Below are 24,951 nucleotides of genomic sequence, written 5' to 3'. Positions count from 1 at the left end.
ATGGATATGATTATGTCTACTACTACCGGCACCGTTAAGTGGTTCAACGAAGAAAAAGGTTTTGGTTTCATTGCTCAGAGCAATGGCCCAGATGTTTTTGCACATTTCCGACAGATTGTCGGTGATGGTTTTAAGACCCTGAGCGAAGGCCAGCAGGTCGAGTTTAAAGTAACTCAAGGACAGAAAGGCCCTCAGGCTGAAGATATCCGTCCTTTGTAAGTAGAGTAACTACATTTAAAAAAATGTAGTCTGCTACTTCGCAAAAAAAGCAGCGTCTTTCAAAGATGCTGCTTTTTTTTTGGAAATTTTTTAGTGAGTATTACCTGTTTTTGAAAATCATTGTGTGTGAGTTCTATCGAATGGCTTGCTCCCCATGATTCAGCTATTCGTACCTGAAGAAACAATTTGTTTCTCTTGTCTGTTGCTTGAAACTATTTTTTTATTGCTTTTTATGTCAAATATAAAAGAGCTTTTAGCTAAAACGCTAGTTCGAACTCTGAATCAGTTACCTATGGGAGCATGATCCAGAATTCGAACTGACGTTATGTTATTTGTTCTCAGATTAGATTGTGTAAATGACCTGGTTAAAATATGTGCCCGGTATTAGCTGGCGACACAGCTGCGTACACCAGAGTCCGCACTGCTAGCCGGTGCAGCGTTGCCTGCTTTCGGGTCAACGGTTCGAACGGTGGCTACCTTGTTCTGGGTGAAAAAGTCGACCGCATCCTTACCCTGAACCTTGTTGTTGCCAACCAGAGAACCTTTGATACCACCAAATGGCAGGTAGGGATGAGGGGCACAGATGCCCACGTTTACACCCACCATGCCGACATCCGCTTCGTTGATAAACTTCTCGGTGTAGTAACTGTTCTGGGTGAAAATTACTGCGCCGTTACCCATCTCGTGATTTCTGATCATTCTCAGTGCGCCATCAATACAGCCCACCTTCATAACACTCAGAACCGGGCCAAAGATCTCTTCACGGGCGATCTGCATGCAGGGGGTCACATCGGTAAAAACGGTTGGACCGATGAAGTAACCATCTTTGTTTTTATCTGCAACATTGGGATTGCGGCCGTCCAGCGCTAGTGTGGCGCCTTCTTGCTGACCGATGTTGATGTAGTTCTCGATCCGGGCTTTGGCCTTGGAAGAGATCACCGGCCCCATAAACACTTCCGGGTTCATGGCATCGCCGATGGTCACGTCTTTGGAGGCTTCCAGAAGCCGTTCAACAAATTCATCATAGATTTCAGGTACGACGGCGATATTGGAAACCGCCAGACAACGCTGACCTGCAGAGCCATAGCCTGACATCAGAATGTTCTCGATCAGCAGGTCCATCGGTGCATCTTCCATCGCAACCAGGAAGTTTTTGGCGCCGCCCAGCAGCATGGTCTTCTTGCCGGTGCGGCCACAGCCTTCGGCAATCGCTTTAGCCGTTGGGGTTGAACCGACCAGACAAACACCGGCGACATTTTCATCATCGTACCAGGCTTCAACGGTCTCACGGTTACCGTGAACAATATTGACGACACCTTCAGGCAAACCAATGTCCATCAGCAGCTGCATCATCTTCTGCATAAACAGGGGGGATTCAGTGGACGGCTTGTAGACAAAGGTGTTGCCGGTGCCAATGGCAAACGGAATAAACCAGCCGAATACCAGAGCCGGGAAGTTGAACGGTGCAACACCGCAGAATACACCCAGTGGAGCCTTGATCAGTCGGCCATTGATGTTATTGGCAATACCCTGCACGGTTTCACCCTGAACCAGAGCAGGGATGGTGCAGGCCATTTGCAGGATTTCAATAACACGGCCCACTTCGCCCCGGGCTTCAGCAATATGCTTGGCTTGGTCGAGAGCGATGGATTCTGCCAGCATTTCCAGATTATCTTTCATCGCCTGCTGCATTCTGAAAATGTAATCCATCCGCTTCGGTAACGGAGTAGCGCTCCAGGCGGGGAAAGCTTCGGCTGCTGCAGCAACGGCTGCACGGGAAGTTTCTACTGATGACAGTGGAACCTCACCGATGACGGCTCCGGTGGACGGGTTTTTCAGGGGTTCATACTGCCCGTTGGTTTCATCAAGCCACTGCCCATTGATATGGTTTTTTATTTTGATATATGAAGTGGTCATTTATTGATTCCCGTCTGTCGGACTGTTCAACTTTGTCGTTTATGGTGCTCATCTTAATTCGCTGCAGACCGTATCCGTAGAACCACCGTTATGCTGTTTGTAGCTCCAGGTTGTAGTTCCAGGTGGTTCTTTCAGGCAGGAACAAAAAAGCCCCTGTTTACAGGGGCAAAAGATCACGGTTAACAAGAGGGATTACCGTGCAGGGAGAGCTGAGTATGTCTGTCTGTTTTTTATCTCAGGTGCCGGCGTAGCCCATAAGCAACTTGGGTAAAAACAGGGATATTTCAGGGACGAAAGTGACCAGGAACACCATGGGTAAGTGCCCAAGACAGAGGAATTTCAGTGTCGGACCGATATAGCGATCCAGTGACAACTTTCCTATCCCGCCAGCCATATAGAGCATGGGGGCGCATGGCGGCGAGACATTGCCGAGGCCCAGATTTACTCCTACAACCGCAGCAAAATGAATGGGGTCAATGCCCAGTTCAGTAATCACCGGCAGGAAAATGATAGCCGCCAGCACGCTGCCGGAAATATCATCGACGATCATGCCTATCAACAGTAATAACAGGTTGATCAACAACAGCAGAACGTATTTGTTCTCGGAGATCTGCAGCATTGCATTAGCCAGATCGCGTGGCACCTGTTCCAGAATCATGGCGCGGCTCATGATAAACAGGAAAAACAGGACTGCCATAATGGAGCCGGTCATTGTGACTGCTCGTACGGTTACAGCCCCCAGGCTTTTCAGGGTCAGACCCTTGTAGATAAACATTCCCACCGGAATTGCATAGACCACAGCAATTGCAGCCGCTTCGGTCGGTGTTGCAATACCGCTGTAAATTGCGCCCAGAATGATCAACGGCATTAACAGGGCAAAAGCGGCGTTATAGCCACTGTGAACCACATTCTTTGCCGCCTGTTTAAAAGGCAGCGGTGGTGCAACCTTGATCTGGGTATCATTGCGCAGAAACCAGATATTCAGCAGGCAATAGATAATGGTCAGCATGATGCCCGGAATAATTGTGGACAGAAATGCTGCGCCCACAGAGATACCGGCCGTGATTGAAAATACAATCATCGGAATACTGGGAGGAATAAGCAGTGCCAGTACCGAGGAGCAGGCCACAAGAGCCGTTGCATGCCCTTCCGGGTAACCTTCACGCACCATGCGTGGAATCATGATCTGACCGACTGCAGCAATAGCCGCAGAAGAACTGCCGGAAATGGCACCAAACAGCGCACAGGTCAGCACGGTTACGGCTCCCAGCCCCCCTTTAATTCTGCCGACAATGGAATTCACAAAGTTCAGCAACCGTTCAGATATGCCGCCTTGTGCCATCAAAAGTCCGGCAAAAATAAACAGGGGAAGAGCCAGCAAAGCAAAACCACTGGCGGTTTTAAAACCGTGAGGAATCAGGAACGAGATATTATTCCCGGTGGTAAAAGCAAATGTGAGCGCGCCAATACCAAAGGCAAAGGCCACCGGGATTTCAATCAGAATCAGCACGACAACAATCAGCATCGAGAGTAAAAACAACGTCATAACTCAAGCCTCCTGCTTTTGATATTGATGAACGGACTGATCCTGCTCTGGCTGTTGCGGGTCCAGTGATGATTCCGGATTTTTTCGGTGAGCTGTTTTGCGCAGGCCCCGGTATTCATTAATGGTTTCCAGCAGAAAGTAGCCAACCATCATTCCAAAGCCGACGATCATGCTGGCGCTCCAGAGACCACGGGGCCAGCGCATGTTAATACTGACACGACCCCGGTCTATTTCTTTAAGAGCGTATTTACAGGCGAAATAGCCAAAAATACAGGCGGCTATCATGCAGATGATGGATCCGCCAAAACGGATAAACGCCACTTTCCGTTCATCCTTGACAACCAAACTGACAATACCGCCATGGATATGCTCACGTTCCCGTGTGGCATAACCCATGCCCAGAAAGTACACCCAAACGGCCAGTAAAATAGACACCTCTTCAATGCCGGTAAAAGGTGATTCCAGCACATATCGCATAACCACCTGAGAGAACATCAGGGCAGCCAGACCGAGGCAGGTCAGTAACATCAGGTGGCGAAAGAGTTTGTTGAGTAGTTGTTCAAAACGAATCAGATAACCATCAAGTTTGTTTTCAGGCTGATCCGGAATGGCATGAAGATGAGGTGGAATGGGATGCGAGCTGAGATCAGGATCGTAATCATAGATCCTGGTTTCGCCCACCGGTTTTACAGGAGAGTGCTGATCAATGTGCATGACGCTGATTCTAATTATAAATATCCGGAAGGTATCACTCTCAGCCAATGTACGGCCTTGAGTGATACCGAAGCACCGAAACCCTGTCGGGTAGTTGTAAGCCCGACGGGATCACGGCGTTGGTTCAATCAGTTGATGTCAGCAATTTCGCGCATCCGGGCCATGATTTCCGGCCCTACTGATTTCTCCATAAATGGCCATTCTTCGGCATAAAGGGTTGCTTTTGCCTTGGCCATATCAGCACTGCTCAACTCAACCACATTGATACCTGAATCCCGGATCTTTTTCAGGAAACCTTCATCAATGGCCTGGGCTTCATCCCAGATTTTGGCCATGGTTGCGTTGGATGCTGTCAGCAGCTTGCTGCGCTCTTCTTCGGACAGTTCGTCCAGCCAGGATTTGTTAACAACCCAGAAAGCATGCTCGAAGTAATCCTTGGTGAGGATGTAGGATTCGATCACGTCACGCATCTGCCAGATTTCAACAGAGGGTGCTGTCGCTCTGGCGTCAATGGTGCCCAGCTGCAGAGCGGTATAGAGCTCGGAGAAAGGCATTGGAACCGGGGTAAATCCGAAGTTTTTGAAGCGCTCGATACCAATCGGAATGGGGGGGACTCGAATCTTGATGCCCTTGGCGTCGCCCGGGAAGCTGGTGGGTACAGTTTCCTGCCCCTTACGCATGGCGATGGAACCAAAGCCGGTTGGAATAACCCCCAGTACCACCAGATCCAGATCATTCAGGATCTTGTTATAGATATCGGTCATTTTGCCGTTCGGGCCGTAAACTTCCCGGGCTTCCTTCCAGTCATCGACCACATAACTCAACCAGGACAGGTCCAGTCGGGGGTCATATTCAGAAGCGCCGAAGCTCATGGTCATGGGAACGACACCTTCCATGCTTTGTTCAAATATGGAAGCCCAGTCCCCCAGAGAGCCGCCGGGATGATAGTCGACCTCGATATCAGCCCCGTTCTTTTCCAGCTCTTCCATAAAGGTGGTGGATGTCAGGTGGAAGATATGATCCGAAGGGTAAGCATGGCCCAGCATCAGCTCTTCAGCAGCTGAAGCTGACTGGATGGTGGGAATCGTTAATGATGCAGCCAGCACGCAAGTTGAGAGCAAGGACTTTACGCTGGTTTTTATTGTCATAGTGACCTCTATTATTATTTTTATTGTTTTGGCGCAGGCTTTGGTGCGTATGCCGAACCTGTGTGTGTGCCTGGTGGAGTCTCTGACTTTGGTCAGAAAAAACAGATCATTTTTTGATGTCTGTATTTTTTTGTTTTTTATACTAGTTTTCGGCTACACGACGGAGTAGACCCAACCCCGACCATAAATATGGTTCCAGACTATCTCCTTAGGTGAATCGCTAGGTGGATCATCAGGTTAATTGCTTGATGATATTGCTCAGGCGGTTAATACCCGGGAGAATCCGTGTCGTTTCAATCGATGAGTAGCCAAGGCGAAAGAAATTGAGCGGAGGCGCTGACTTCTGAAAGTAAATGTCCCCGGATTCAATCACCACACCTTGTTCCAGCGCGAGGCGTTTCAGTTCTCTGGCATCAAGATTCTCCGGACCTTTGACCCAATAAGCAGAACCCCCAAAAACAGGAGGGGTAGCAGATTCGGGCAGGCAGACCTGCAGCGCCTCATGTACAGCTTTCCAGCGCTCTTCGTAGACCTTTACCAGGTTGCGAACAAGTGAGTCGTGGTAACCCCGGGCGAGAAACCGCCCCACTGCTCGCTGGTTGTTCATGGGCGGGTGGCGCAGCATCATTCGGCGATATTCGCGTATCTCCCGGATCAGTTCTTTCGGGCCTACCATGTAACCGATACGCAGTCCGGGAGAAAGGATTTTGGAGAGGCTGCCGATATAGATGACCCTGTCACTCTTATCCAGACTTTTCAGTGCCGGAGTCGGATTTTTGGCAAAAGTGGTTTCACACTCGTAGTCGTCTTCGATAATCAGAAAGTCATCGCGGGATGCTTGTTCCAGCAGGGCCTGACGACGGTCTATTGGCATAGTTACTGTGGTTGGAAACTGATGACTTGGCGTTGTGAATATCAGGTCGCAGTCGCTTAACTGATCACCTGTGACCAGACCATCGCTATCGATCTCCAGACTTTTTACCCGGCTGCCTGTGCAGTCCGCCATATGCAGCAGATCGGGATATCCCGGTTCTTCCAGACCAAAGCAAGTATCGCGGTTGAGTAGAAGCCGCAGGATCATATAGAGCGAATGTTGTGCGCCAACGGTAATCAGAATCTCTTCCGGATCAGCCCAGACGCCACGTCGGGGCAATAAGCGGGAACGTATTTGCTCTACCAGCAGAGCATCATCATCATCGTAGCGATCGTCCGACCACTCACGGATTGCCTGAACAGATACCGACTCTTTACAGCATTCACGCCAGTTATTGGCCGGAAACATTTTGGGATCCAGCTGACCATAGATGAAGGGGTAGGGATAGTCCTGCCAGCGGTTCACCTTGTTCAATTTACGTTTACTGGGTCGCATTTTAAGGCGGTTATCCCAGTCAGGGTGAATGCCTTCGACGGCTCTGGTCTGATCCTCATCCTTAACCCGGCTTTTCAGTATCTCGTTATTGACGAAAAAACCTGCCCGCTCGCGGGATACCAGATAACCGTCATTGGCCAGATGTTCATAGGCAAGAATGACCGTGTTGCGCGATACCCCCAGCACATCTGCCATTTTACGGGTAGAAGGAAGCGGCAGATTTGGCGGGATATGGCCATCGATAATGGCTTTACTGATTTGTCCCCTGATCTGCTGCTGCAGACTGGAACTGCTTTCCGGAGAAAGGTGGAACAGGTGATTTAGCATGATATGAGACCATTCTTCGTTTCCATCCTTATGTGTTGGGTTCTGTTTACAAAACCGGGAGGGAGCGAAATATTATTTTTATTGTTTGGCAGCAGACTTACGCCTATAGAAACTAAAGGCGACAGAAAAAAAGCGTTAGTACCACAGCTTGGTGCCAGATAGTACCAGATTGTTCTGGTGCCAATCGCCTGTATATGACCTTCCGGAATTACCGAAATTGTTGTTTGTCTGTCGTGTTTCTTGTGCTGAGGAACCCTGACAGTCTTTCACTTAGTCCATCTGGCTCTAAACTTATATCCTTTTTGTATCCAACGGGCTGCTCTGTCTGCACGGTATATTGCTGCAGAGTAAGAGGCAGATATCCCGGCTTCCGGGATGATTATGGATACAGGTATGGCCAATAGTGCAAAAGAGCTGACATTCTTTCCCGCCAATATCAGAAGTTCACTGTCTGAAATTGTGCCCGGCTTTCTGCTCTGTCTGGTGGTGGGGATGGCAGCCAAATTTGTCTCTGACCACTACGGCGGCCCGACCATTCTTTATGCCTTGCTGATGGGGATGTCTCTCAACTATCTGTCACAGGAAGGCCGCTGTATGGCCGGTATTCAGTTTTCAGCCAAAACAGTGCTTCGTGCAGGCATTGCCCTGCTGGGAGCCCGGATTACTTTTGAGCAGTTACTCGGGCTGGGTATCACACCCATAGCGATTGTTCTGGTTTCAGTACCCTCGGTGATTCTCTTCGGTGTGTTCTGCGGTCAACGGCTGGGGTTAAGTCGTTCCCAGAGCGTACTATCGGGCGCTTCCGTAGGAATATGCGGCGCATCGGCAGCGTTAGCTGTTTCTGCTGTATTGCCAGAAGATAAAGACTCTGAGCGCAACCTGATTTTTACTGTGATTGGTGTAACTGCGCTGAGCACTGTGGCGATGATCATCTATCCACTGGTGGTCACAGGACTTGGTCTGAATGAAATCGAGAGTGGTATTTTCCTGGGAGCAACGATTCATGATGTCGCCCAGGTTGTAGGTGCCGGCTATATGATTTCCGATGGCACGGGTGATGTGGCGACGTTCACCAAACTCTTGCGTGTCGCTTCTCTGGTACCGGTTGTTATCGTCATCACGCTGATTTTTTCCCGTAAGCAGCAAGTCCAGTCCGGGAGCCCGGGCCTGCCGCTTCCCCTGTTTCTGGTTGCCTTTATCCTGGTAGTCGGTATCAACAGCTCCGGCTTCATTCCTGAAGATATGCTTGAGGGGATGGTCAGCCTGTCACGCTGGTGCCTGATTGTCGCTATGGTGGGACTGGGGATGAAAGCATCCTTTAAAGAACTGTCCTGCATGGGCTGGAAGCCGGTTCTGTTATTGGTATCAGAAACCCTGTTCCTGGCGGTTCTGGTTGTCGTCTGGCTTTTTATTGCCCGATGATCTGTTGATTCAGGCGATGACCGCGGCCGATAGATAGTTCTATCGGCTTTTTTTGTACTGAAATTCTTGTGGATAACTCTGAAAAGCATTGGGTTTACTAGGCCGAACGCATGGTATCAAAAGATGGCTCGGTCTGGGTCTAAGAGAAAGATCGCTCCGGTGATTAACTGTCGGTCATAAGGGAAATATTGAGCCATCAGGGGCTGGTGTTTCTTGAATATTGAATGACTGAATCGGGTTTTTATGAGCAACACAACTAATAAAAACAATAGTGCTGCAGTAGGTGAAATGGACCGTAACCATGTGTGGCATCACCTGGTTAACCATAAGCCCTTTGAAGAAAATGATCCCATGATGATCGTTAAAGGTGAGGGCGTGCGAGTCTGGGATGCCAAGGGTAACGAATATCTGGATGCTGTATCCGGGGCTGTATGGACTGTAAACGTTGGTTATGGTCGTACCGAAATTGCTGATGCTGTGCGGGATCAGCTGGTTACCATGAATTACTTCGCTCAAAGTGCAGGCAATATACCCGCGGCAAAGTTTGCTCAAAAGCTGATTGAAAAGATGCCGGGTATGAGTCGTGTTTATTATTCCAACTCCGGATCGGAAGCGAATGAGAAAGCGTTCAAGATTGTACGGCAGATCGCTCATAAGAAATTCGGCGGCAAGAAAACCAAGATTCTGTATCGTGAGCGTGATTACCACGGGACGACCATTGCAACCTTAAGTGCCTCCGGTCAGGAAGAGCGGCGAACACAGTACGGTCCATTTGTGCCTGATTTCGTGGCAGTGCCTCATTGCTGTGAGTATCGTGCCCAGGAAGGTGCTGATCTGGAAAACTATGGTGTCTGGGCTGCAAACCAGATTGAAAAAGTCATTCTGGAAGAAGGGCCGGATACTGTCGGCGCGCTGTGTCTGGAGCCAATAACCGCGGGTGGCGGCATTATTGAAGCTCCTGAAGGTTACTGGCCTCGAGTACAGGAAATCTGCAAGCAATACGATGTTCTGCTGCACATCGATGAGGTGGTTTGCGGACTGGGTCGAACCGGAAAATGGTTTGGTTATCAGCACTACGGTATTCAGCCGGATATTGTCACCATGGCGAAAGGCGTGGCATCCGGGTATGCGGCGATCTCTTGCACGGTTACCACCGAAGAGGTCTTTGAAGCCTTCAAGGATGATTCGGATCCAAGGCTTGGCTATTTCCGTGATATTTCCACTTTTGGTGGCTGCACTGCCGGACCGACCGCAGCGCTGGTAAACATGCAGATTATTGAAGATGAAGCACTGCTGGAAAATGTCACCCATCAGGGTGAGTATCTGCGTGGCTGCCTGAATCAGTTGATGGAAAAGTATGATGTCATTGGTGATGTTCGGGGTAAGGGATTATTTGCAGGCTTTGAGCTGGTAAAAGATCGCAATACCAAGGAGCCTGTGGATGAAACACTGCCGGCAGCGATAGCTGCTCACTGTATGGCGAATGGCGTGATTGTTGGTCGTACCAATCGTTCTTTTGCAACGCTGAATAACAACATTTGTCTCAGCCCGCCACTGATTGCGACCCGTAATGATATCGATGCTATTGTTCAGGCTCTGGATAATGCACTGAGTGATCTGACCTGATTTGTTGTCCGGGAATTTGTAAATGCCAAGGCTCCTGACATCAAGATGGCAGGAGCCGGCATAAACTCAATCAGTGTCTGGCATAAACTCTCGTTTGGCCATTCTGACCAAAACTGACGACATTGTAGTCATCCTTTCGATTACCATATTCCATGCCCGGTGAACCCACCGGCATACCTGGTACCGCCAGTCCTTTCACACCTTCAGGCTGTTCCTGCAATAAGCGGATAATATCGGCTGCAGGCACATGGCCTTCGATAGCGTAATCACCAATCATGGCGGTATGACAGGATTGCAGTTCGGCAGGAACACCGGCCTTTTGCTTGTAACGGCTGACATTCTGAACGTCATGGTTCATGACTTTGAAGCCATTGTCTTCCATATGTTTCGCCCATTCGGCACAGCAACCGCAGGTGGGCGATTTAAACAACATGACCATGGGCAGCTTTTCAGCAAAGCTGTTCACTGACGTCAGAATCAGCGATGCCCCCAGCGCCAGTGCGCGCAGTTTTTTCATGGTTTCACTCCATTTTTTCGTTGGTTCAGTTTGTTATCAGTCAGCCAGCTTCTTGCTGTGCCACAGGTAATAAATGGCAGGCACCAGCACCAGTGTGACAATCAGGGAACTGGTAATCCCGCCGATCATGGGGCCGGCAATTCGTTGCATGACCTCAGCACCGGTGCCGTTATTCATCATCACCGGAATCAGGCCAAACAGAATGGTGCAAACGGTCATCATGATCGGGCGCAGTCTTAAAACTGCACCATTCATCACGGCTTCACGAATATCTGTCAGTGTGATTTTTCTTGCCTGTTCATCTGCAAGCAAACGGCGCTCGCCCAATGACTGGTTCAGATAGACAAGCATCATGATGGCATTGCCGACCGTTACCCCCGCCAGTGCAATAAAACCGACGCCTACGGCAACAGAGAAGTTGTATCCCTGCAGATACATCAGCCAGATACCACCAATCAGGGCAAAGGGCAGTGTGCCGAGGATAGTGACCACCTCAAAGGCACTGCGGAAAGTCAGGAACAGGACAACGGTGATAAAGAACAGGGTCACCGGAATAATGATGGAAAGCCGTTCGTTGGCACGTTCCATATATTCATACTGCCCGGTCCAGTCCAGCGCGTAACCGGCCGGAAGCTGAAGTTGCTCTGCAACAACGGCCTGGGCTTCCCGTACATAGGAACCCAGATCCCGCCCCTCGATATCCACCAGAACCCGGCCAGCAGGGCGGGCATTTTCAGAACGGATCGCACCTGGACCATCTTCAATATAGATAGTGGCAACATCACCCAGAGCGATGCTCTGCCCGGCAGGTGTCACAACCGGTAGGGTTTTCAGTGCATCCACCGAGTTGCGATAGCTTTGTGGATATCTCAGGTTAACCGGATAACGCTCGAGTCCTTCCACTGTGCTGGTAACATTCATACCGCCGATAGCTGAAGATGCTACCTGCTGAATATCATTGATATTCAGGCCAAAACGGGCCGCACGAACCCGGTCAATATCGACCTTGATATAGCGTCCGCCAACGACACGTTCTGCATATACGGAAAGTGTACCGGGTACCGGTTGCAGAATTTTTTCCAGCTTACGACCAACGTCTTCAATCACCTTGAGATCTGATCCGGTAACCTGAATACCTACCGGGGTTTTAATACCAGTAGACAGCATATCGATACGGGTACGGATTGGCATGACCCAGGCGTTGCTGACGCCCGGTAGTTTTACCAGCGTTTCCAGTTCAGCCTTCAGTGATTCCGGTGTCATACCTTCACGCCACTCATCGCGAGGTTTCAGCTGAACAACGGTTTCAATCATGGTCAGTGGCGACGGGTCAGTTGCTGTTTCCCCCCGTCCCACTTTGCCGAAGACAGATTCCACCTCGGGAACGGTTTTAATCAGCCGGTCGGTTTGTTGCAGTAGCTCTCTGGCCTTACCCACAGATATGCCGGCATAGGTTGTCGGCATATACATCAGGTCGCCCTCATCCAGCGGCGGCATAAATTCGCTGCCCAGCTTGGAGGCGGGCATAAAGCCGACAACCATCAGCACTATGGCTCCGGCCACCAGGGTTTTGGGCCAGTCCAGTGCCAGTTTTACAAAAGGTCGATAGGCCGCCATCAGCGCCTTGTTCACCGGATTACGTTCCTCCGGCATCACTTTTCCGCGTACCAGATAACCGATCAGCACGGGTACCAGCGTAATGGTCAAGCCGGCAGCAACCGCCATGGCATAGGATTTGGTGAATGCCAGTGGCGAGAACATCCGTCCTTCCTGAGCCTGCAGGCTGAATACCGGCATAAAACTGACAGCTTCAATCAGCAGGGAGAAGAACAGAGGTGGCCCGACTTCCAGCGATGACTGCTGGACAATCTGCCAGCGGTTAGCAGCCGTAATCTTTACCCGCTGCATATGTTTGTGGAAGTTCTCGATCATCACAATCGAACCGTCCACCATCGAGCCGATGGCTACTGCAATGCCACCCAGGGACATGATGTTTGCGTTCAGCCCCTGCAGGTACATGATCATAAAGGCACCGAGAATACCCAGCGGCAGGCTGATTACAATGACCAGCGAAGAACGGAAATGGAGCAGGAACAGGGCACAGATTGCGACGACGATGCCCAATTGAATCAGCAGGGTATCTGTCAGGGTGGCAATAGAGCTGTTTACCAGTTTTGAGCGGTCATAGGTGGTGACGAGTTCGACCCCTTCTGGCAGACCCGCCTCCAACTCACTCAGTTTGGCTTTAACAGCATCAATGACCTTCTGGGCATTTTCGCCAAACCGCATCACAATAATGCCGCCAACAACTTCGCCTTCGCCGTTCAATTCAGCGATCCCGCGGCGCATCTGTGGGCCTGCTCTTACAGTTGCCACATCACCAACCGTGAGTGGTGTACCCTCCGCTGTTACCATCAAAGGTACTTGTCGTATATCTTCCAGGCTTTCCAGGTAGCCGGTAACACGGACAATGTATTCTGCCTCAGCCATCTCAATCGCAGAGGCACCGGCCTCACGGTTGCCCTGCTGCAGAGCGTTTTTCAGCTTTTGCAGGGGAATCCCGTAAGCCCTGAGCTTGTCAGGATCGGCGACCACTTGATACTGGCGCACCATTCCGCCGACAGTTGCCACTTCACTGACACCCGGTACCGATTGCAGTTGGAACTTGAGATACCAGTCCTGCAGGCTGCGCAGCTGGGAAAGATCATGCTGGCCGGTTCTGTCGACCAGTGCATAGTTAAATACCCAACCGACACCTGTCGCATCAGGCCCCAGTGCTGTTTTCGCTTCTGCGGGCAGACTGGACTGCACTTGATTCAGATACTCCAGTACCCTTGAGCGGGCCCAGTACATATCTGTGCCGTCTTCAAACAGGATATAGACATAGGATGAGCCAAACATGGAGGCTCCCCTTACATCCACAGCGCCAGGTACTGCCATCATGGCTGTCGTCAGCGGATAGGTTACCTGGTCTTCAACCAGCTGGGGTGCCTGACCAGGGTATTCGGTTTTGATAATCACCTGAACATCAGACAAGTCAGGCAGTGCATCAACCGGCGTGTTACGGGTTATCCAGGCTCCGCCAAACAGCAGTGCCAGTGCAGCCAGAATCACCAGGAAACGATTTCCCAGTGATCCGCGAATAATCGCCTTGATCATGGTTTGTCTCCCTTAGTGACCCATCTTGCTGTGATCCATGTCTGGCATGGCGTCCTGATTCATACCGGAATGATTCATCTGACTGTGGTCCATGGCTGGCATGGCGTCCTGAGTCATACCGGAATGGTTCATCTGGCTGTGGTCCATAGCCGGCATGGCGTCCTGGCTCATACCGGAATGGTTCATCTGACTGTGATCCATGGCGGGCATAGACTGATCTGCCTTTTTGATCGCAACAATTTCAAAGCCACCGCCGTCTTTCTTTTCAACCTCAAAGTGAATAGCTGTACCTAAATTGACGGCTGAAGTATCCAGCCCCTCACCAAGATCAAAGAACATGGACATGGTTGGCCATTCCCAGTCAGGCACAGGCTCATGGGTGATATACAGACTGTCATCCATCACATCTTCTACGACACCGGTTATCCATATCTTGTTGCTGGCCGGCTCTTCATAACGGTTCAGATCGGCGCTGATGCTGGATTCGGAATCCAGCAGAAACTGGGCAGAAGTCACTACTTTGTCACCTTCTGCCAACCCTCTCAGAATCTCCACCCGGTCTGCGACTGTACGGCCTGTCTGTACCAGCGCGGAACGAAATTTGCCCTCACCCAGGTCCTTGACCACACGGGTCTGGGTACCGGTTTGAATCAGAGCCTCAGAGGGGATGCTCAGTGCCTCAAGTACTCCGGTTTGCACAGCAACCCGGGAATACATATTGGGTTTGAGCTCAGCATCGGGGTTATCGAAACGCAGTCTGACCCTGAGGCTGCGGGTTTTCGGGTTCAGTTCCGGATAGACATAATCCACTACGCCCTGCCAGTGGCGGCCCGGCAGATAATCCACAGTCATACTGGCCTGCTGGCCGGGTTTGACCAGCTGTGACTGGCTTTCAAAGACATCCGCGACGACCCACACAGAGTCCAGACTGGCCAGTTCAATCACCGCTTTGGAAGGGTTGATATAGCCCCCTTCCCGGGTATTCAGTCGGGAAACAAAGCCATCTTTGGGAGCATAAAATGTCAGGGTTCGCTCGACCTGTCCTCGCTTGATGATGCGGTTAATGACTTCCTCTGGCACATCCAGAGACTGCAGTCGTTTTCTTGAAGCCTTGATCAGTGATGTTCTGTTGGAGCGTAGTGCTGACAGCAGCTCTTCCTGCGCATTCACCAATGCCGGTGAATAGAGATCAAACAGTCGGGTACCGGCTTTGACAAACTCGCCACTGGACGACACTCCAAGGTTTTCTATCCAGCCTTCGACACGGCTGTTAACTTGAAATATGGTGTCTTCGTTGTAACCGATGACACCAACAGTCTTTATTTGCGGCTGCAACATGCCCTTGCTGACAGCTTCGGAACGTACACCAAGGTTATTTCGTACCGCCGGAGAAATTGTGATTGTGCCTGCCGGGTCACTGGCCGCTGTCGCTTCTTCGTAAACGGGTACCAGATCCATGCCCATAGGGGACTTGCCAGGTTTATCTCTGCGGTAGTTGGGATCCATGGGAGCGACCCAGTACAGGGGCTTATCACCGGCAGCATCACTGCCTGAAGCCATATCATGACTGCCCACAAAATTCTGGACGGTGAATCCGGCAGAAAAAGCCACAGCAGAAGCTATCAGGGTTAAGGTCAGTTTATTCATTACAGTGCTTCTCCCTGTTCGGCAGGCTGGAAATCATCGTTGGCAGGTAAATCGTTGGCAGGTAACAGGTATTGCAGGCGGGCTGCACTCTGGCAGCTGTCGGCCTGAAGGCGGATATACTCGATAGTCATATTCAGGCGGGCTTTGTAAGCCTGAATAACATCACTGAAACTGCTGGCATCAGATTGATAGGCGCTTAATGCTGCTTCAGCCTGGTTCTGTACCTGAGGTAGCAATTGACTGCGATAAAGCGCAACCCGCTCCATCAGACCCTGGTAGCGAGCCTGTTCGGTGTCGAGCTGTCCCTGTAATTGGCGGAGGGTATCCTCGCGCAGGGCAATACCGGCTTCCTTACGATAGTGACTGGCGGAAAGCTGCCGGTCCTGACGGTTATCGGTAAACAGGGGCAGATCCATCATCACCATGGCAGAGAATCTGTTGCGGCTGTCCATGCCGGTACTCATCTGCTCACGACCGTATTTCAGTTCAATACCAAACTGCGGTTTGTAGCTTTCCTTTGCCAGTGCGATATCCTGCTCTGCCTGCTGAATTTTCAATTCTGCAGAGATGACTTGTGGGTGGTTCTGTAGCAGAGAGATACTGTTGATAGTGCCCGGAGTAATATCCGGCAGTTTTGTCGTCAGGGCATCAACAATTCTGGCTCCAGTCCAGCGCTGCAACTGCGCGATGCTTTGCTGGCCCTGGGTAGTGAACGACACAATGCGATCATCAAGCCGGGTCAGTGCAACTTCTGCCTGATAGAGGTCCTGCTGGTTTTTGCGGCCCTGGCTGTACATCGATTCAGTTACATCAACCAGGCTTTCAAACAGGTAGCGATCCTGTTTCAGCTGTTGCAGTGCCTGCTGCCAATACCAGCTATCCAGCCAGGCCAGCCTGACATTCTGCAATACTTGCAGCTGACGATTGTCGGCGGCAGTTTCGCTGAGATCACTCTGTAATGCTGTCTTTCGTTGCTGCAGCTGGTTGCTGTTGCCTCTGGGCAGCATCTGCTCCACCTTCAGCTCGATCATGCCTTTGTTCAGCGGGTCCGGATTATTACCGGGCAGATTCATGGTGCCTATGGACAGTTTCGGATCCTGCCAGCTGGATACTGCGATAGCCTGCTCATTCAGAGCCTTCGCCTGATACTGGAATGACCGGACACCGGCATCCTGTTTCAGGGCGATTTGTTCGGCCTCTTTCAAGCCCAGGGCTGCTGTCAGACTGAGGGCTTCAGCCTGTGCCATAGACACAGCCCCTGCCAGCAGCAGGGAACTGCACACTTTGGCCGCACGATGGCGACTTGGGAAAAACATGGAATATCTCCGTTAAGGAGCTGCTGCCTGTGCAATATGTAGATATTTTTCTGCGCAATGCAGATACAGGTCAGCCACTCATTCGCAACAAGTGAGTTCTTTGTTCAGTTGCGCTAACGGCTATTCGAGGAAGGAGGCTTTCGCCAGATAGATTTCGGGCTTGGAGGCCAGTACATCGGGTTCGGTATGTTCTTCCCAACTACTGGCTTTCTGATCAAGATTCAGGGTTTGCTGAACAATGATGAACAGTAGCGAGAAAAGCGGTTTGAGCTGGTCAGGTACAGAGATTTGTGGTGCCGGGTCACTGTCTTCACAATCAGTGCAGGCTGAATCCATGGCTATATTTCCCAGATCGGAGCAACAGTCATGGAGCATCATTCCGCTCAAGGCCATCCCGTCATGGGACATACCTTGATGTTCAGTCATGGCCTGTTCAGCAGGACTGAAACTACCATGCATAGTCATATTGCCAAAGGCAACAGACATCATACAAAACTGCAGCACAGAGAGAACCATCACGGCCAGAAGGGCAGTGCTGATTGTACGACTGTGAGTTAAGCGCAGCTTCGCAAGCATGGATCAGGATTGATTGAAAATTTGCCGATATAAAAAACTTTAGGCGAATAAAAGTCAATGGTGACTTTTCGTACAGACAAGCCAGGTTGTTGAATCATTGTTAAAATATCTGGTCCATGGTTTATAAAAACCATGGACCAGATATTGTGCTTTTTGCCGTTTTTAGCGTCGCAATCGGTGCAAATGACTTATTCGACAGTAACAGACTTGGCCAGATTTCGAGGCTGATCCACATCGGTGCCTTTGATCACAGCAACGTGATAAGACAGTAACTGCAGTGGAACGGTGTAGAACAGCGGAGCGACAACGTCAGGAATAGAGCGAACCGGCAGAACTTCGACACCTTCACCACTTTCCATACCGGCATTCTTGTCGGCAAAGACATACAGCTGACCGCCACGAGCGCGGACTTCTTCCATATTGGACTTCAGCTTTTCCAGCAGGTCGTTGTTCGGTGCAACCACGATAACCGGCATATCGTTGTCGATCAGTGCCAGCGGGCCGTGCTTGAGTTCGCCAGCAGCGTAGGCTTCAGCGTGAATGTAGGAAATTTCCTTCAGTTTCAGCGCACCTTCCATCGCAATCGGGTACAGGTTGCCGCGGCCCAGGAACAGGCTGTGATGCTTCTCGGAGAAGGCCTCAGCCATGGTTTCGATATCGTCGCTCAGTGCCAGCACATCGTTAATGGCATGAGGCAGTTCACGCAGGGCTTTGACAACCTCTTTTTCCTGCTCAGTGGTCATGCTGTTGTGACGACCAATGGCGGTAACCAGCATCAGCAGGGCGGCCAGCTGAGTAGTAAATGCCTTGGTAGAAGCCACGCCGATTTCAGCACCGGCACGGGTCATCAGGGCCATATCGGATTCACGTACCATGGATGAGCCTGGTACGTTACAGATGCTGAGAGAGGCCATGTAGCCCTGTTCCTTGGCCAGACGCAGTGCTGCCAGAGTGTCAGCCGTTTCACCGGACTGGGACAGGGTGATAAACAGGCTGTTCTGCGGCACGAAGGATTTGCGGTAGCGGAACTCGGAGGCAATTTCGACCCGGCAAGGAATACCTGCCAGCTCTTCGAACCAGTAGCGTGCAACCATACCGGCATGGTAGCTGGTACCACAGGCAACAATCTGCACTGCACGAACATCTTTCAGCAGTTCCGCGCTTCCGGCGCCCATGGCATCCAGATTCACGTGATCACTGACCAGGCGGCCTTCCAGGGTGCTGGAAATGGCATCGGACTGCTCGTGGATTTCTTTCATCATGTAGTGGCGATACTGGCCCTTGTCGCCGGCATCATGCTCTACATTGCTGTCCTGTGCTTCACGTTCAACCGGCTCACCAGCTGAATTGAATACACGAACGTGGTCGCGGGTTACTTCAGCAAAGTCGCCTTCTTCCAGGAACATAAATCGACGGGTTACCGGGAAAAGTGCCAGCTGGTCGGAACCGATAAAGTTTTCACCAATACCCAGACCAATTACCAGCGGGCTGCCGGAGCGAGCAGTAACCAGACGGCTAGGGTCACGCTGATCCATAACAACAGTGCCGTAAGCGCCTTCCAGCTGACCAACAGCTTGTTGCAGGGCCTTCAGCAGATCGCCAGTCTTCTTCAGTTCGTGGTGAACCAGGTGCGCGATAACTTCAGTATCGGTGTCGGATTCGAAGGTGTAACCTTCCTGTTCCAGAAAAACGCGCAGGCTTTCGTGGTTTTCGATAATGCCATTGTGAACCACAGCAATATCATCACTGGATACATGAGGGTGAGCGTTGCGCTCGCTGGGTTCTCCGTGGGTTGCCCAGCGGGTATGGGCAATGCCGGTGCCGCCCGGCAGAAAATCCTGATCAAGTGCTTCAGCCAGCTCAGCAACCTTGCCAAGACGACGGGTACGCAGCATTTGACCATTGTCATCGATAACGGCCATACCGGCTGAATCATAGCCGCGGTATTCCAGACGACGCAGGCCTTCCAGCAGAATCGGGGCCACATCGCGCTGTGCTACTGCTCCAACAATGCCACACATAGTTATTCAGTTCCTGTCCTGAGGCTCAATCACTATTGCCTGTTATCGGCGACAGTCTGAACCTCTTATTATAAAAAAGCCGGTAACCTCTACGGGTTACCGGACATGAATCAAATCGTTCGCCTGCTACAGCTGTTTAATCAGGCGTCTTTGGTCGGGCGCTTCCAGGTATCAACATTACGCTGGCGGCCGCGGGCTACACCGAGTTCGTTATCGGCGACATCTTTGGTGATAACAGAGCCAGCACCGGTGGTTGCGTTCTTGCCAATGGAAACCGGTGCAACCAGTGAGGTATTGGTACCGATAAAGGCGCCATCATCAATTGAAGTCTTGTGTTTGTTGACCCCGTCATAGTTGCAGGTCACGACGCCTGCACCAATATTGGCTCCGGAACCGACTTCAGCATCACCGACGTAGCTTAGGTGGTTAACCTTGCTGCCTGCTCCGATAACAGACTTTTTAATTTCAACAAAGTTGCCAACACGGGCTTTCTCGGCCAGTTGAGCACCCGGGCGCAGGCGAGCAAACGGGCCAACTTCACAGTTGGCTGCAACGTCAGCATTCTCCAGAATGGAGTGAGCCTTGATGATTGCTCCTTCGCCGATTCTGGAGTTACGAATAACACAACCCGGCTCGATGATAACGTTATCTGCAATCTCGACATCACCTTCAAGAATCACGTTGATATCCAGCAGGATGTCTTTACCGGTTTTGATGTCACCCCGAATATCTACTCTGGCGGGGTCAATGATGGTAACGCCACTGGTCATCAGTGCTGTCGCCAGTTGTTGCTGGAAGGCTCGTTCCAGCTCTGTCAGCTGAACACGGCTGTTGACACCTTCTACTTCGGTTGCCTGCTGTGGCTGCACGTGAACGACAGGTGTTTCTTCAGTAACGGCTTTGGAAACAACATCGGTGAGGTAATACTCTTTTTGAGCATTGTCATTACTCAGGTGCATTACCCAGTCTTCGAGTTTTTTGCCCGGTATGGCCATAATGCCGGTATTTACTTCGTTAATGGCCAGTTGTTCCGGCGTTGAGTCTTTATCTTCGACAATGGCCTGCACATTTCCAAAACCATCACGGACAATCCGCCCATAACCAGAAGGGTTGGGCAGATTAATGGTCAGGAGACCGAGACGCTCACCGTTGCTGGCTGCCAGCAGTGACTGCAGAGTTGATGACTTGATCAATGGAACATCACCGTAGAGCACCAGCACAACATCAGCCCCCTTACAGCCCGGTACCGCCTGCTGAACCGCATGCCCGGTACCCAGTTGCTCGGTCTGTTCAACCCAGTTCAGGTCATAATGCCCCAGAGCATCTTTTACTTTCTGGGCGCCATGCCCGATGACAACATGAATTTCACCCTTGCCAATCATTTTCTGAGTTTGCTGGGCACTGAGAATAACGTGCTCCAGCATTGGCTTGCCGGCAATGGGATGCAGTACTTTGGGAAGGTTTGACTTCATACGGCTGCCCTGGCCGGCAGCAAGGATGACGATATCTGCTCGCATATTTTTGGTGTCTTCTTCCTGGATGACCCGGAAAGGCTTATGGGGATGCCGGGGTGTTGGTACGGTCAGTAGGGGTTAAGAGTGTAACAACAGTTTATCAACGTTTGGCGAAAGAGGGCAGGGGGTGATATCAAGATGAAGGGGAGATGGAGGGAAGTAGCAGCTGAGAGCCGTCATACTACTTCCCTGATACAGAAAATGCTCAGAATTTATAAATGATAGCGAAGTAGTGGCCAAACCCGGTTGTTTCCTGCTTCTTGGTCACTTTCTGGCCTTTCTCGGTGACAGTATACGGGCTGTCATCCTTGAAGTTGGCCATGCTGTTGTAGTACTTCAGGCCATAGCCCACAGACCATTGGTCACTATGCCAGTAAAAGCCGTGGAACCACTCAAGAGAGTGTGATGTACGGCCTGCTACTTTTCTCAGCTTGTCGTAACCGAACTTGTAATCGAGATAACCCTGGTAGGCGATAAAGGTTTGGTTTTCGAAGAACCAGAAGGGTTTGAACCAGTTGTTGGTCCAGATATAGCCACTCCACTTACCTTCGTCAGGTGCCTTGAAGTTTTCCCGTGAATAGCGGGCCATGATATTTGATCCCATGATGCCGAACCATGGGACTTCAACATCTACTCCCAGACCAATGAAGGTATCAAACAGGCCACCAAACTGGCCACTGTCACCAACATTGGCAAGACCCGAAATATATACCTCTTTAACCGGGCCGAAAGACAGGTCTTTTCCGGTCATACCATCCAGAGATAACCTGGGAGCAAACTTCATAAAGAAGTTATCCTTGTTATGCCGGTCATCGCTGCGGCGATCGAAAATATCAAAAACATCAATGTAGCCATAGAGGCTTAGAATGCCGCTGCGACCACCAAACTCCATTTCAAAGTAGGTATCGTGTCGGGCGCCAAACGGAAGTTTGTTGTTCAGGCTTTGCATCAGGTTGAACTGATACCACTTGTAATCATTCTTGTGGATATCGCCATCCGCGTAATCGGCAGCCCGGACGGGGATATTTCCCAACGACAGAAAAAACAGAACGATCAGTAAAGAGGTGCCGGAAAGCAAACCTTGCCGGCGGCAACTCCGGTGCGTTGTGTTGTGCATCTTTCTAACCACTTCTTTTATCAGACAAACTGAGGGCAAGTTTAGTAACTGCAGCGGAGGGTGCAGGTTTCAGGCTGTCATTTAATGACAAATTATATAAACGCCTTTTTATGTATCGTCTTGGATATAAGAGCCTGTTCACAATCTTATCGCGGGCTACAAATGCCGATAAAAGCCTCAGATACTTCGCTTTTCCTCGTTACATAGCACCACTATGCGCCTCGAAAACCCGAAGTATCTGAGGCTTTTCTCAGCACTTTCGCTATCCGCGAAAGATTATGAACAGGCTCTAAGGTGTTCTTCTGTGTTTGTCCGATAAAAACAGGGTTTGACATACACATGTCCGACCCTGTCATTAATAACTGCTATCTTTTCCAGATTGTTTGACCGACTGCTCCCCGGGTATCAGATACAGAGCCTGAATTGCTTATGGCCGGAATTGACTCAGGTGCATCAGCACAGCCAGCCCTTCGTCGTGCAACGACTGCTGCGAGAGATTTGTTACAGCAATTATTGATGCCGGCAGGTGTCTGTTTTAATGGCGATAAACCATGGGATCTGCAGGTTTTTGATGACCGGCTTTATCAGCGGGTAATACGTCACTCCACTCTAGGTCTGGGTGAAGCCTATATGGATGGTTGGTTTGAGTGTGAAAAGCTGGATTGCTTTTTTGAACGGGTACTGCGTATTCATGCAGATCAATTCATTTATAACAACCGCCGGCTGTTACTCAAGCTGCTGTTGTCACGTCATATGAATATGCAGACATTTGCCAGAGCCTGGCAGGTTGGCAAGAAGCATTACGATTTGGGTAATGACCTGTTTAAACAGATGCTGGACTCGACCATGAGCTACAGCTGTGGATACTGGCAGAACGCCCAAACGCTGGAGCAGGCTCAGATCAATAAACTTGACCTGATATGCCGCAAGCTGGAACTGAAACCGGGTATGAAACTGCTGGATATAGGTTGTGGTTGGGGAGGCCTGTCTGCATATGCCGCGGAACATTATCAGGTCTCTGTCGTCGGGGTCACGATTTCAGAGCAGCAGTGCCGGTATGCTCAGGACAGATATCAGCATCTTGATGTGTCTTTCAGGCTGGAAGATTACCGCTCACTGAATGAGACCTTTGACCGGGTTGCATCAGTAGGGATGTTCGAGCATGTCGGGCATAAAAACTATCGCACATTTATGGAGGTAGCCTCTCGTTGCCTGAAACCCGGCGGGCTAATGCTGCTTCATTCCATTTCCAGTAATTGCAGTCGATATAGCTGTGACCCCTGGATCAGCCGGTATATTTTTCCCAATGGCATGATTCCGTCTGTAGCGCAGATGACTTCAGCAGCAGATGGACTTCTGGTAGCAGAAGACCTGCATAATTTTGGTACGGATTACGATAAAACCCTGATGGCCTGGCATCACAACTTTGTCAGGAATTATGGTTTGCTTCGGGATCACTATGATGAACGTTTTTATCGTATGTGGACCTATTATCTGCTTTGTTGTGCCGGCGCTTTTCGGGCGAGAGATTTACATCTGACCCAGCTGGTTTTCAGCCGAGACAGACATACGCCTTATATTGCTGTGCGATAGATCTTGCATGAATATCTGCCTGGAATTGTATTTTTTGCGTCACCAGTATTTTTAAAATCAGCACAATAGGGTACAAACAGCCGGCTATTCGCTTTTCCCTGACAGGCTGCACCATGCTGGAACACTTCAAGCTTAAAAAAACGGTTTTATGTCTTTCCTTGCTGCCGGCTTTTGCTGTTGCCGGTACCCAAAGTGACAGTGCGTTCAATGCCTGTCTTATTCAGCAGATGCAGCAGGCTGCTGATGATGTCACTCTGGGTGAAATCAAGGCCAGATGCCGGACAGCTGATATCAGTCCTGAAGCGGGTACATTCACTCTAAAGTCGGATATGGCTGATCATGCAGAAACCGGCTCCCTGACGAAGGTTGAAGAACCACGACATAAGCCCGAACGTGACCCTGTTCCCGGCATATTACTGATCAGGGATGAACCGGCATTCACGCTCAATGCCCATAATCCAAACTATGCCCTGCCGGTTTCGTATAACAAAAATGTAAACGGCAAGCCCTTTGATGCCAAAGATGATGATCTGGACCACAAGGAGTTTGTGTTCCAGATCAGTATGCGATCAAAAGTCTGGGAAAACGTGTTTGATGACAATAGTAATCTCTACGTGGCCTATACCAACCGTTCATGGTGGCAGGCCTATAACGAGAAGTTTTCCAGCCCGTTCCGGGACACCAACCACGAGCCGGAAGTGTTCCTGACCTATGACACTGAATACGATGTATTCGGTCTGCCTATGAAGCAGGTTCACTTTGGTCTGGTGCATCAGTCCAATGGTCGGACTCTGCCGCTGTCTCGCAGCTGGAACCGGCTGTATATGAACTTCCTGTTTGAAAAAGATGATTTCTTTATGTCCGTCAAACCCTGGTGGCGGATTCCGGAAAATAAAAAGAAAAACCCGCAGGACACCAAGGGTGACGATAACCCGGATATTCATAAATACATGGGTTATGGCGAGCTGAGAATGGGCTACTGGCTCGGTGAGCACAGCCTCGGCATGATGCTGCGCAACAATCTGCGTGGCAGTGGTAATAATAAAGGCGCTGTTCAGCTCGACTGGACCTTCCCCATTGCCGGTGACGTCAAAGGTTATGTGCAGTACTTCAATGGTTATGGCGAGAACCTGATTGATTACAACGCCTCTGTTAACCGCTTGAGCTTCGGTTTTATGGTGACGCCCTGATGATTTTGGTTCC

The 24,951-nt window shown here is 50.5% G+C and carries 18 protein-coding genes; 5 read left to right on the top strand and 13 right to left on the bottom strand.

Annotated features, from left to right (window positions below):
* The first annotated feature begins 12 nt into the window (after positions 1-12).
* The gene (locus ACYZZ0_RS19015) at positions 13-219 is read left to right on the top strand and encodes a cold-shock protein (RefSeq protein WP_461538321.1); all 207 of its coding nucleotides are present in this window, start codon (positions 13-15) and stop codon (positions 217-219) included.
* Positions 220-603: 384 nt separating this feature from the next.
* Here the strand turns inward: ACYZZ0_RS19015 and mmsA are convergent, their stop codons facing one another.
* The 5 genes from mmsA to pdxR all read right to left on the bottom strand — a co-directional run bounded on the left by mmsA (position 604) and on the right by pdxR (position 7,240).
* Positions 604-2,136: a CoA-acylating methylmalonate-semialdehyde dehydrogenase gene (mmsA, locus tag ACYZZ0_RS19010; protein ID WP_461538238.1), complete on the bottom strand. Its 1,533-nt coding sequence runs from the start codon at positions 2,134-2,136 to the stop codon at positions 604-606.
* Positions 2,137-2,371: 235 nt separating this feature from the next.
* Positions 2,372-3,682 carry a TRAP transporter large permease gene (locus ACYZZ0_RS19005; RefSeq protein ID WP_461538237.1) on the bottom strand — a complete coding sequence of 437 codons (1,311 nt, stop codon included), beginning with the start codon at positions 3,680-3,682 and terminating at the stop codon, positions 2,372-2,374.
* A gap of 3 nt (positions 3,683-3,685) precedes the next feature.
* A complete protein-coding gene (locus ACYZZ0_RS19000; RefSeq protein ID WP_461538236.1) occupies positions 3,686-4,396 on the bottom strand; it encodes a TRAP transporter small permease in 711 nt (236 codons plus the stop codon).
* Positions 4,397-4,524: 128 nt separating this feature from the next.
* Positions 4,525-5,544: a TRAP transporter substrate-binding protein DctP gene (dctP, locus tag ACYZZ0_RS18995; protein WP_461538235.1), complete on the bottom strand. Its 1,020-nt coding sequence runs from the start codon at positions 5,542-5,544 to the stop codon at positions 4,525-4,527.
* A gap of 232 nt (positions 5,545-5,776) precedes the next feature.
* A complete protein-coding gene (pdxR, locus tag ACYZZ0_RS18990; protein WP_461538234.1) occupies positions 5,777-7,240 on the bottom strand; it encodes a MocR-like pyridoxine biosynthesis transcription factor PdxR in 1,464 nt (487 codons plus the stop codon).
* Positions 7,241-7,633: 393 nt separating this feature from the next.
* Here pdxR and ACYZZ0_RS18985 point away from each other — a divergent pair, with 393 nt between their 5' ends.
* A complete protein-coding gene (locus ACYZZ0_RS18985) occupies positions 7,634-8,662 on the top strand; it encodes a YeiH family protein (protein WP_461538233.1) in 1,029 nt (342 codons plus the stop codon).
* A gap of 243 nt (positions 8,663-8,905) precedes the next feature.
* Complete coding sequence (locus tag ACYZZ0_RS18980) at positions 8,906-10,288, top strand: aminotransferase family protein (protein ID WP_461538232.1); 1,383 nt, start codon at positions 8,906-8,908, stop codon at positions 10,286-10,288.
* Between the two features lie 70 nt (positions 10,289-10,358).
* Here ACYZZ0_RS18980 and ACYZZ0_RS18975 read toward each other — a convergent pair whose 3' ends face one another.
* The 8 genes from ACYZZ0_RS18975 to ACYZZ0_RS18940 all read right to left on the bottom strand — a co-directional run bounded on the left by ACYZZ0_RS18975 (position 10,359) and on the right by ACYZZ0_RS18940 (position 22,155).
* Complete coding sequence (locus ACYZZ0_RS18975; RefSeq protein WP_461538231.1) at positions 10,359-10,805, bottom strand: DUF411 domain-containing protein; 447 nt, start codon at positions 10,803-10,805, stop codon at positions 10,359-10,361.
* A gap of 36 nt (positions 10,806-10,841) precedes the next feature.
* Entirely contained in the window at positions 10,842-13,964 is a 3,123-nt protein-coding gene (locus ACYZZ0_RS18970; protein WP_461538230.1) for an efflux RND transporter permease subunit, read from the bottom strand.
* Positions 13,965-13,976: 12 nt separating this feature from the next.
* Entirely contained in the window at positions 13,977-15,611 is a 1,635-nt protein-coding gene (locus tag ACYZZ0_RS18965; RefSeq protein ID WP_461538229.1) for an efflux RND transporter periplasmic adaptor subunit, read from the bottom strand.
* Positions 15,611-16,927, bottom strand: coding sequence for a TolC family protein (locus ACYZZ0_RS18960; RefSeq protein WP_461538228.1), 1,317 nt, complete (start codon positions 16,925-16,927; stop codon positions 15,611-15,613). The genes ACYZZ0_RS18965 and ACYZZ0_RS18960 overlap by 1 nt, the downstream gene beginning before the upstream one ends.
* Positions 16,928-17,047: 120 nt before the next feature.
* A complete protein-coding gene (locus ACYZZ0_RS18955; protein ID WP_461538227.1) occupies positions 17,048-17,416 on the bottom strand; it encodes a hypothetical protein in 369 nt (122 codons plus the stop codon).
* Between the two features lie 275 nt (positions 17,417-17,691).
* A complete protein-coding gene (gene glmS, locus ACYZZ0_RS18950) occupies positions 17,692-19,524 on the bottom strand; it encodes a glutamine--fructose-6-phosphate transaminase (isomerizing) (protein ID WP_461538226.1) in 1,833 nt (610 codons plus the stop codon).
* Positions 19,525-19,664: 140 nt separating this feature from the next.
* Positions 19,665-21,041 carry a bifunctional UDP-N-acetylglucosamine diphosphorylase/glucosamine-1-phosphate N-acetyltransferase GlmU gene (glmU, locus tag ACYZZ0_RS18945; protein WP_461538225.1) on the bottom strand — a complete coding sequence of 459 codons (1,377 nt, stop codon included), beginning with the start codon at positions 21,039-21,041 and terminating at the stop codon, positions 19,665-19,667.
* A 202-nt stretch (positions 21,042-21,243) separates the two neighbouring features.
* Positions 21,244-22,155, bottom strand: coding sequence for a nucleoside-specific channel-forming Tsx family protein (locus ACYZZ0_RS18940; protein ID WP_461538224.1), 912 nt, complete (start codon positions 22,153-22,155; stop codon positions 21,244-21,246).
* A gap of 429 nt (positions 22,156-22,584) precedes the next feature.
* On the opposite strand from ACYZZ0_RS18940, the gene cfa reads away from it, so the two are divergent.
* Both cfa and ACYZZ0_RS18930 read left to right on the top strand, forming a co-directional pair.
* On the top strand, positions 22,585-23,748 hold the full coding sequence (gene cfa, locus ACYZZ0_RS18935) for a cyclopropane fatty acyl phospholipid synthase (protein WP_461538223.1): 1,164 nt from the start codon (positions 22,585-22,587) through the stop codon (positions 23,746-23,748).
* A 113-nt stretch (positions 23,749-23,861) separates the two neighbouring features.
* On the top strand, positions 23,862-24,938 hold the full coding sequence (locus ACYZZ0_RS18930) for a phospholipase A (RefSeq protein WP_461538222.1): 1,077 nt from the start codon (positions 23,862-23,864) through the stop codon (positions 24,936-24,938).
* The last annotated feature ends 13 nt before the right edge of the window (positions 24,939-24,951 follow it).

It is taken from the genome of Spongorhabdus nitratireducens (genome assembly GCA_947387575.1).
In the GTDB taxonomy this organism is placed as follows: domain Bacteria; phylum Pseudomonadota; class Gammaproteobacteria; order Pseudomonadales; family Endozoicomonadaceae; genus CANDOC01.
This window is presented reverse-complemented; position numbering and strand designations above follow the sequence as displayed.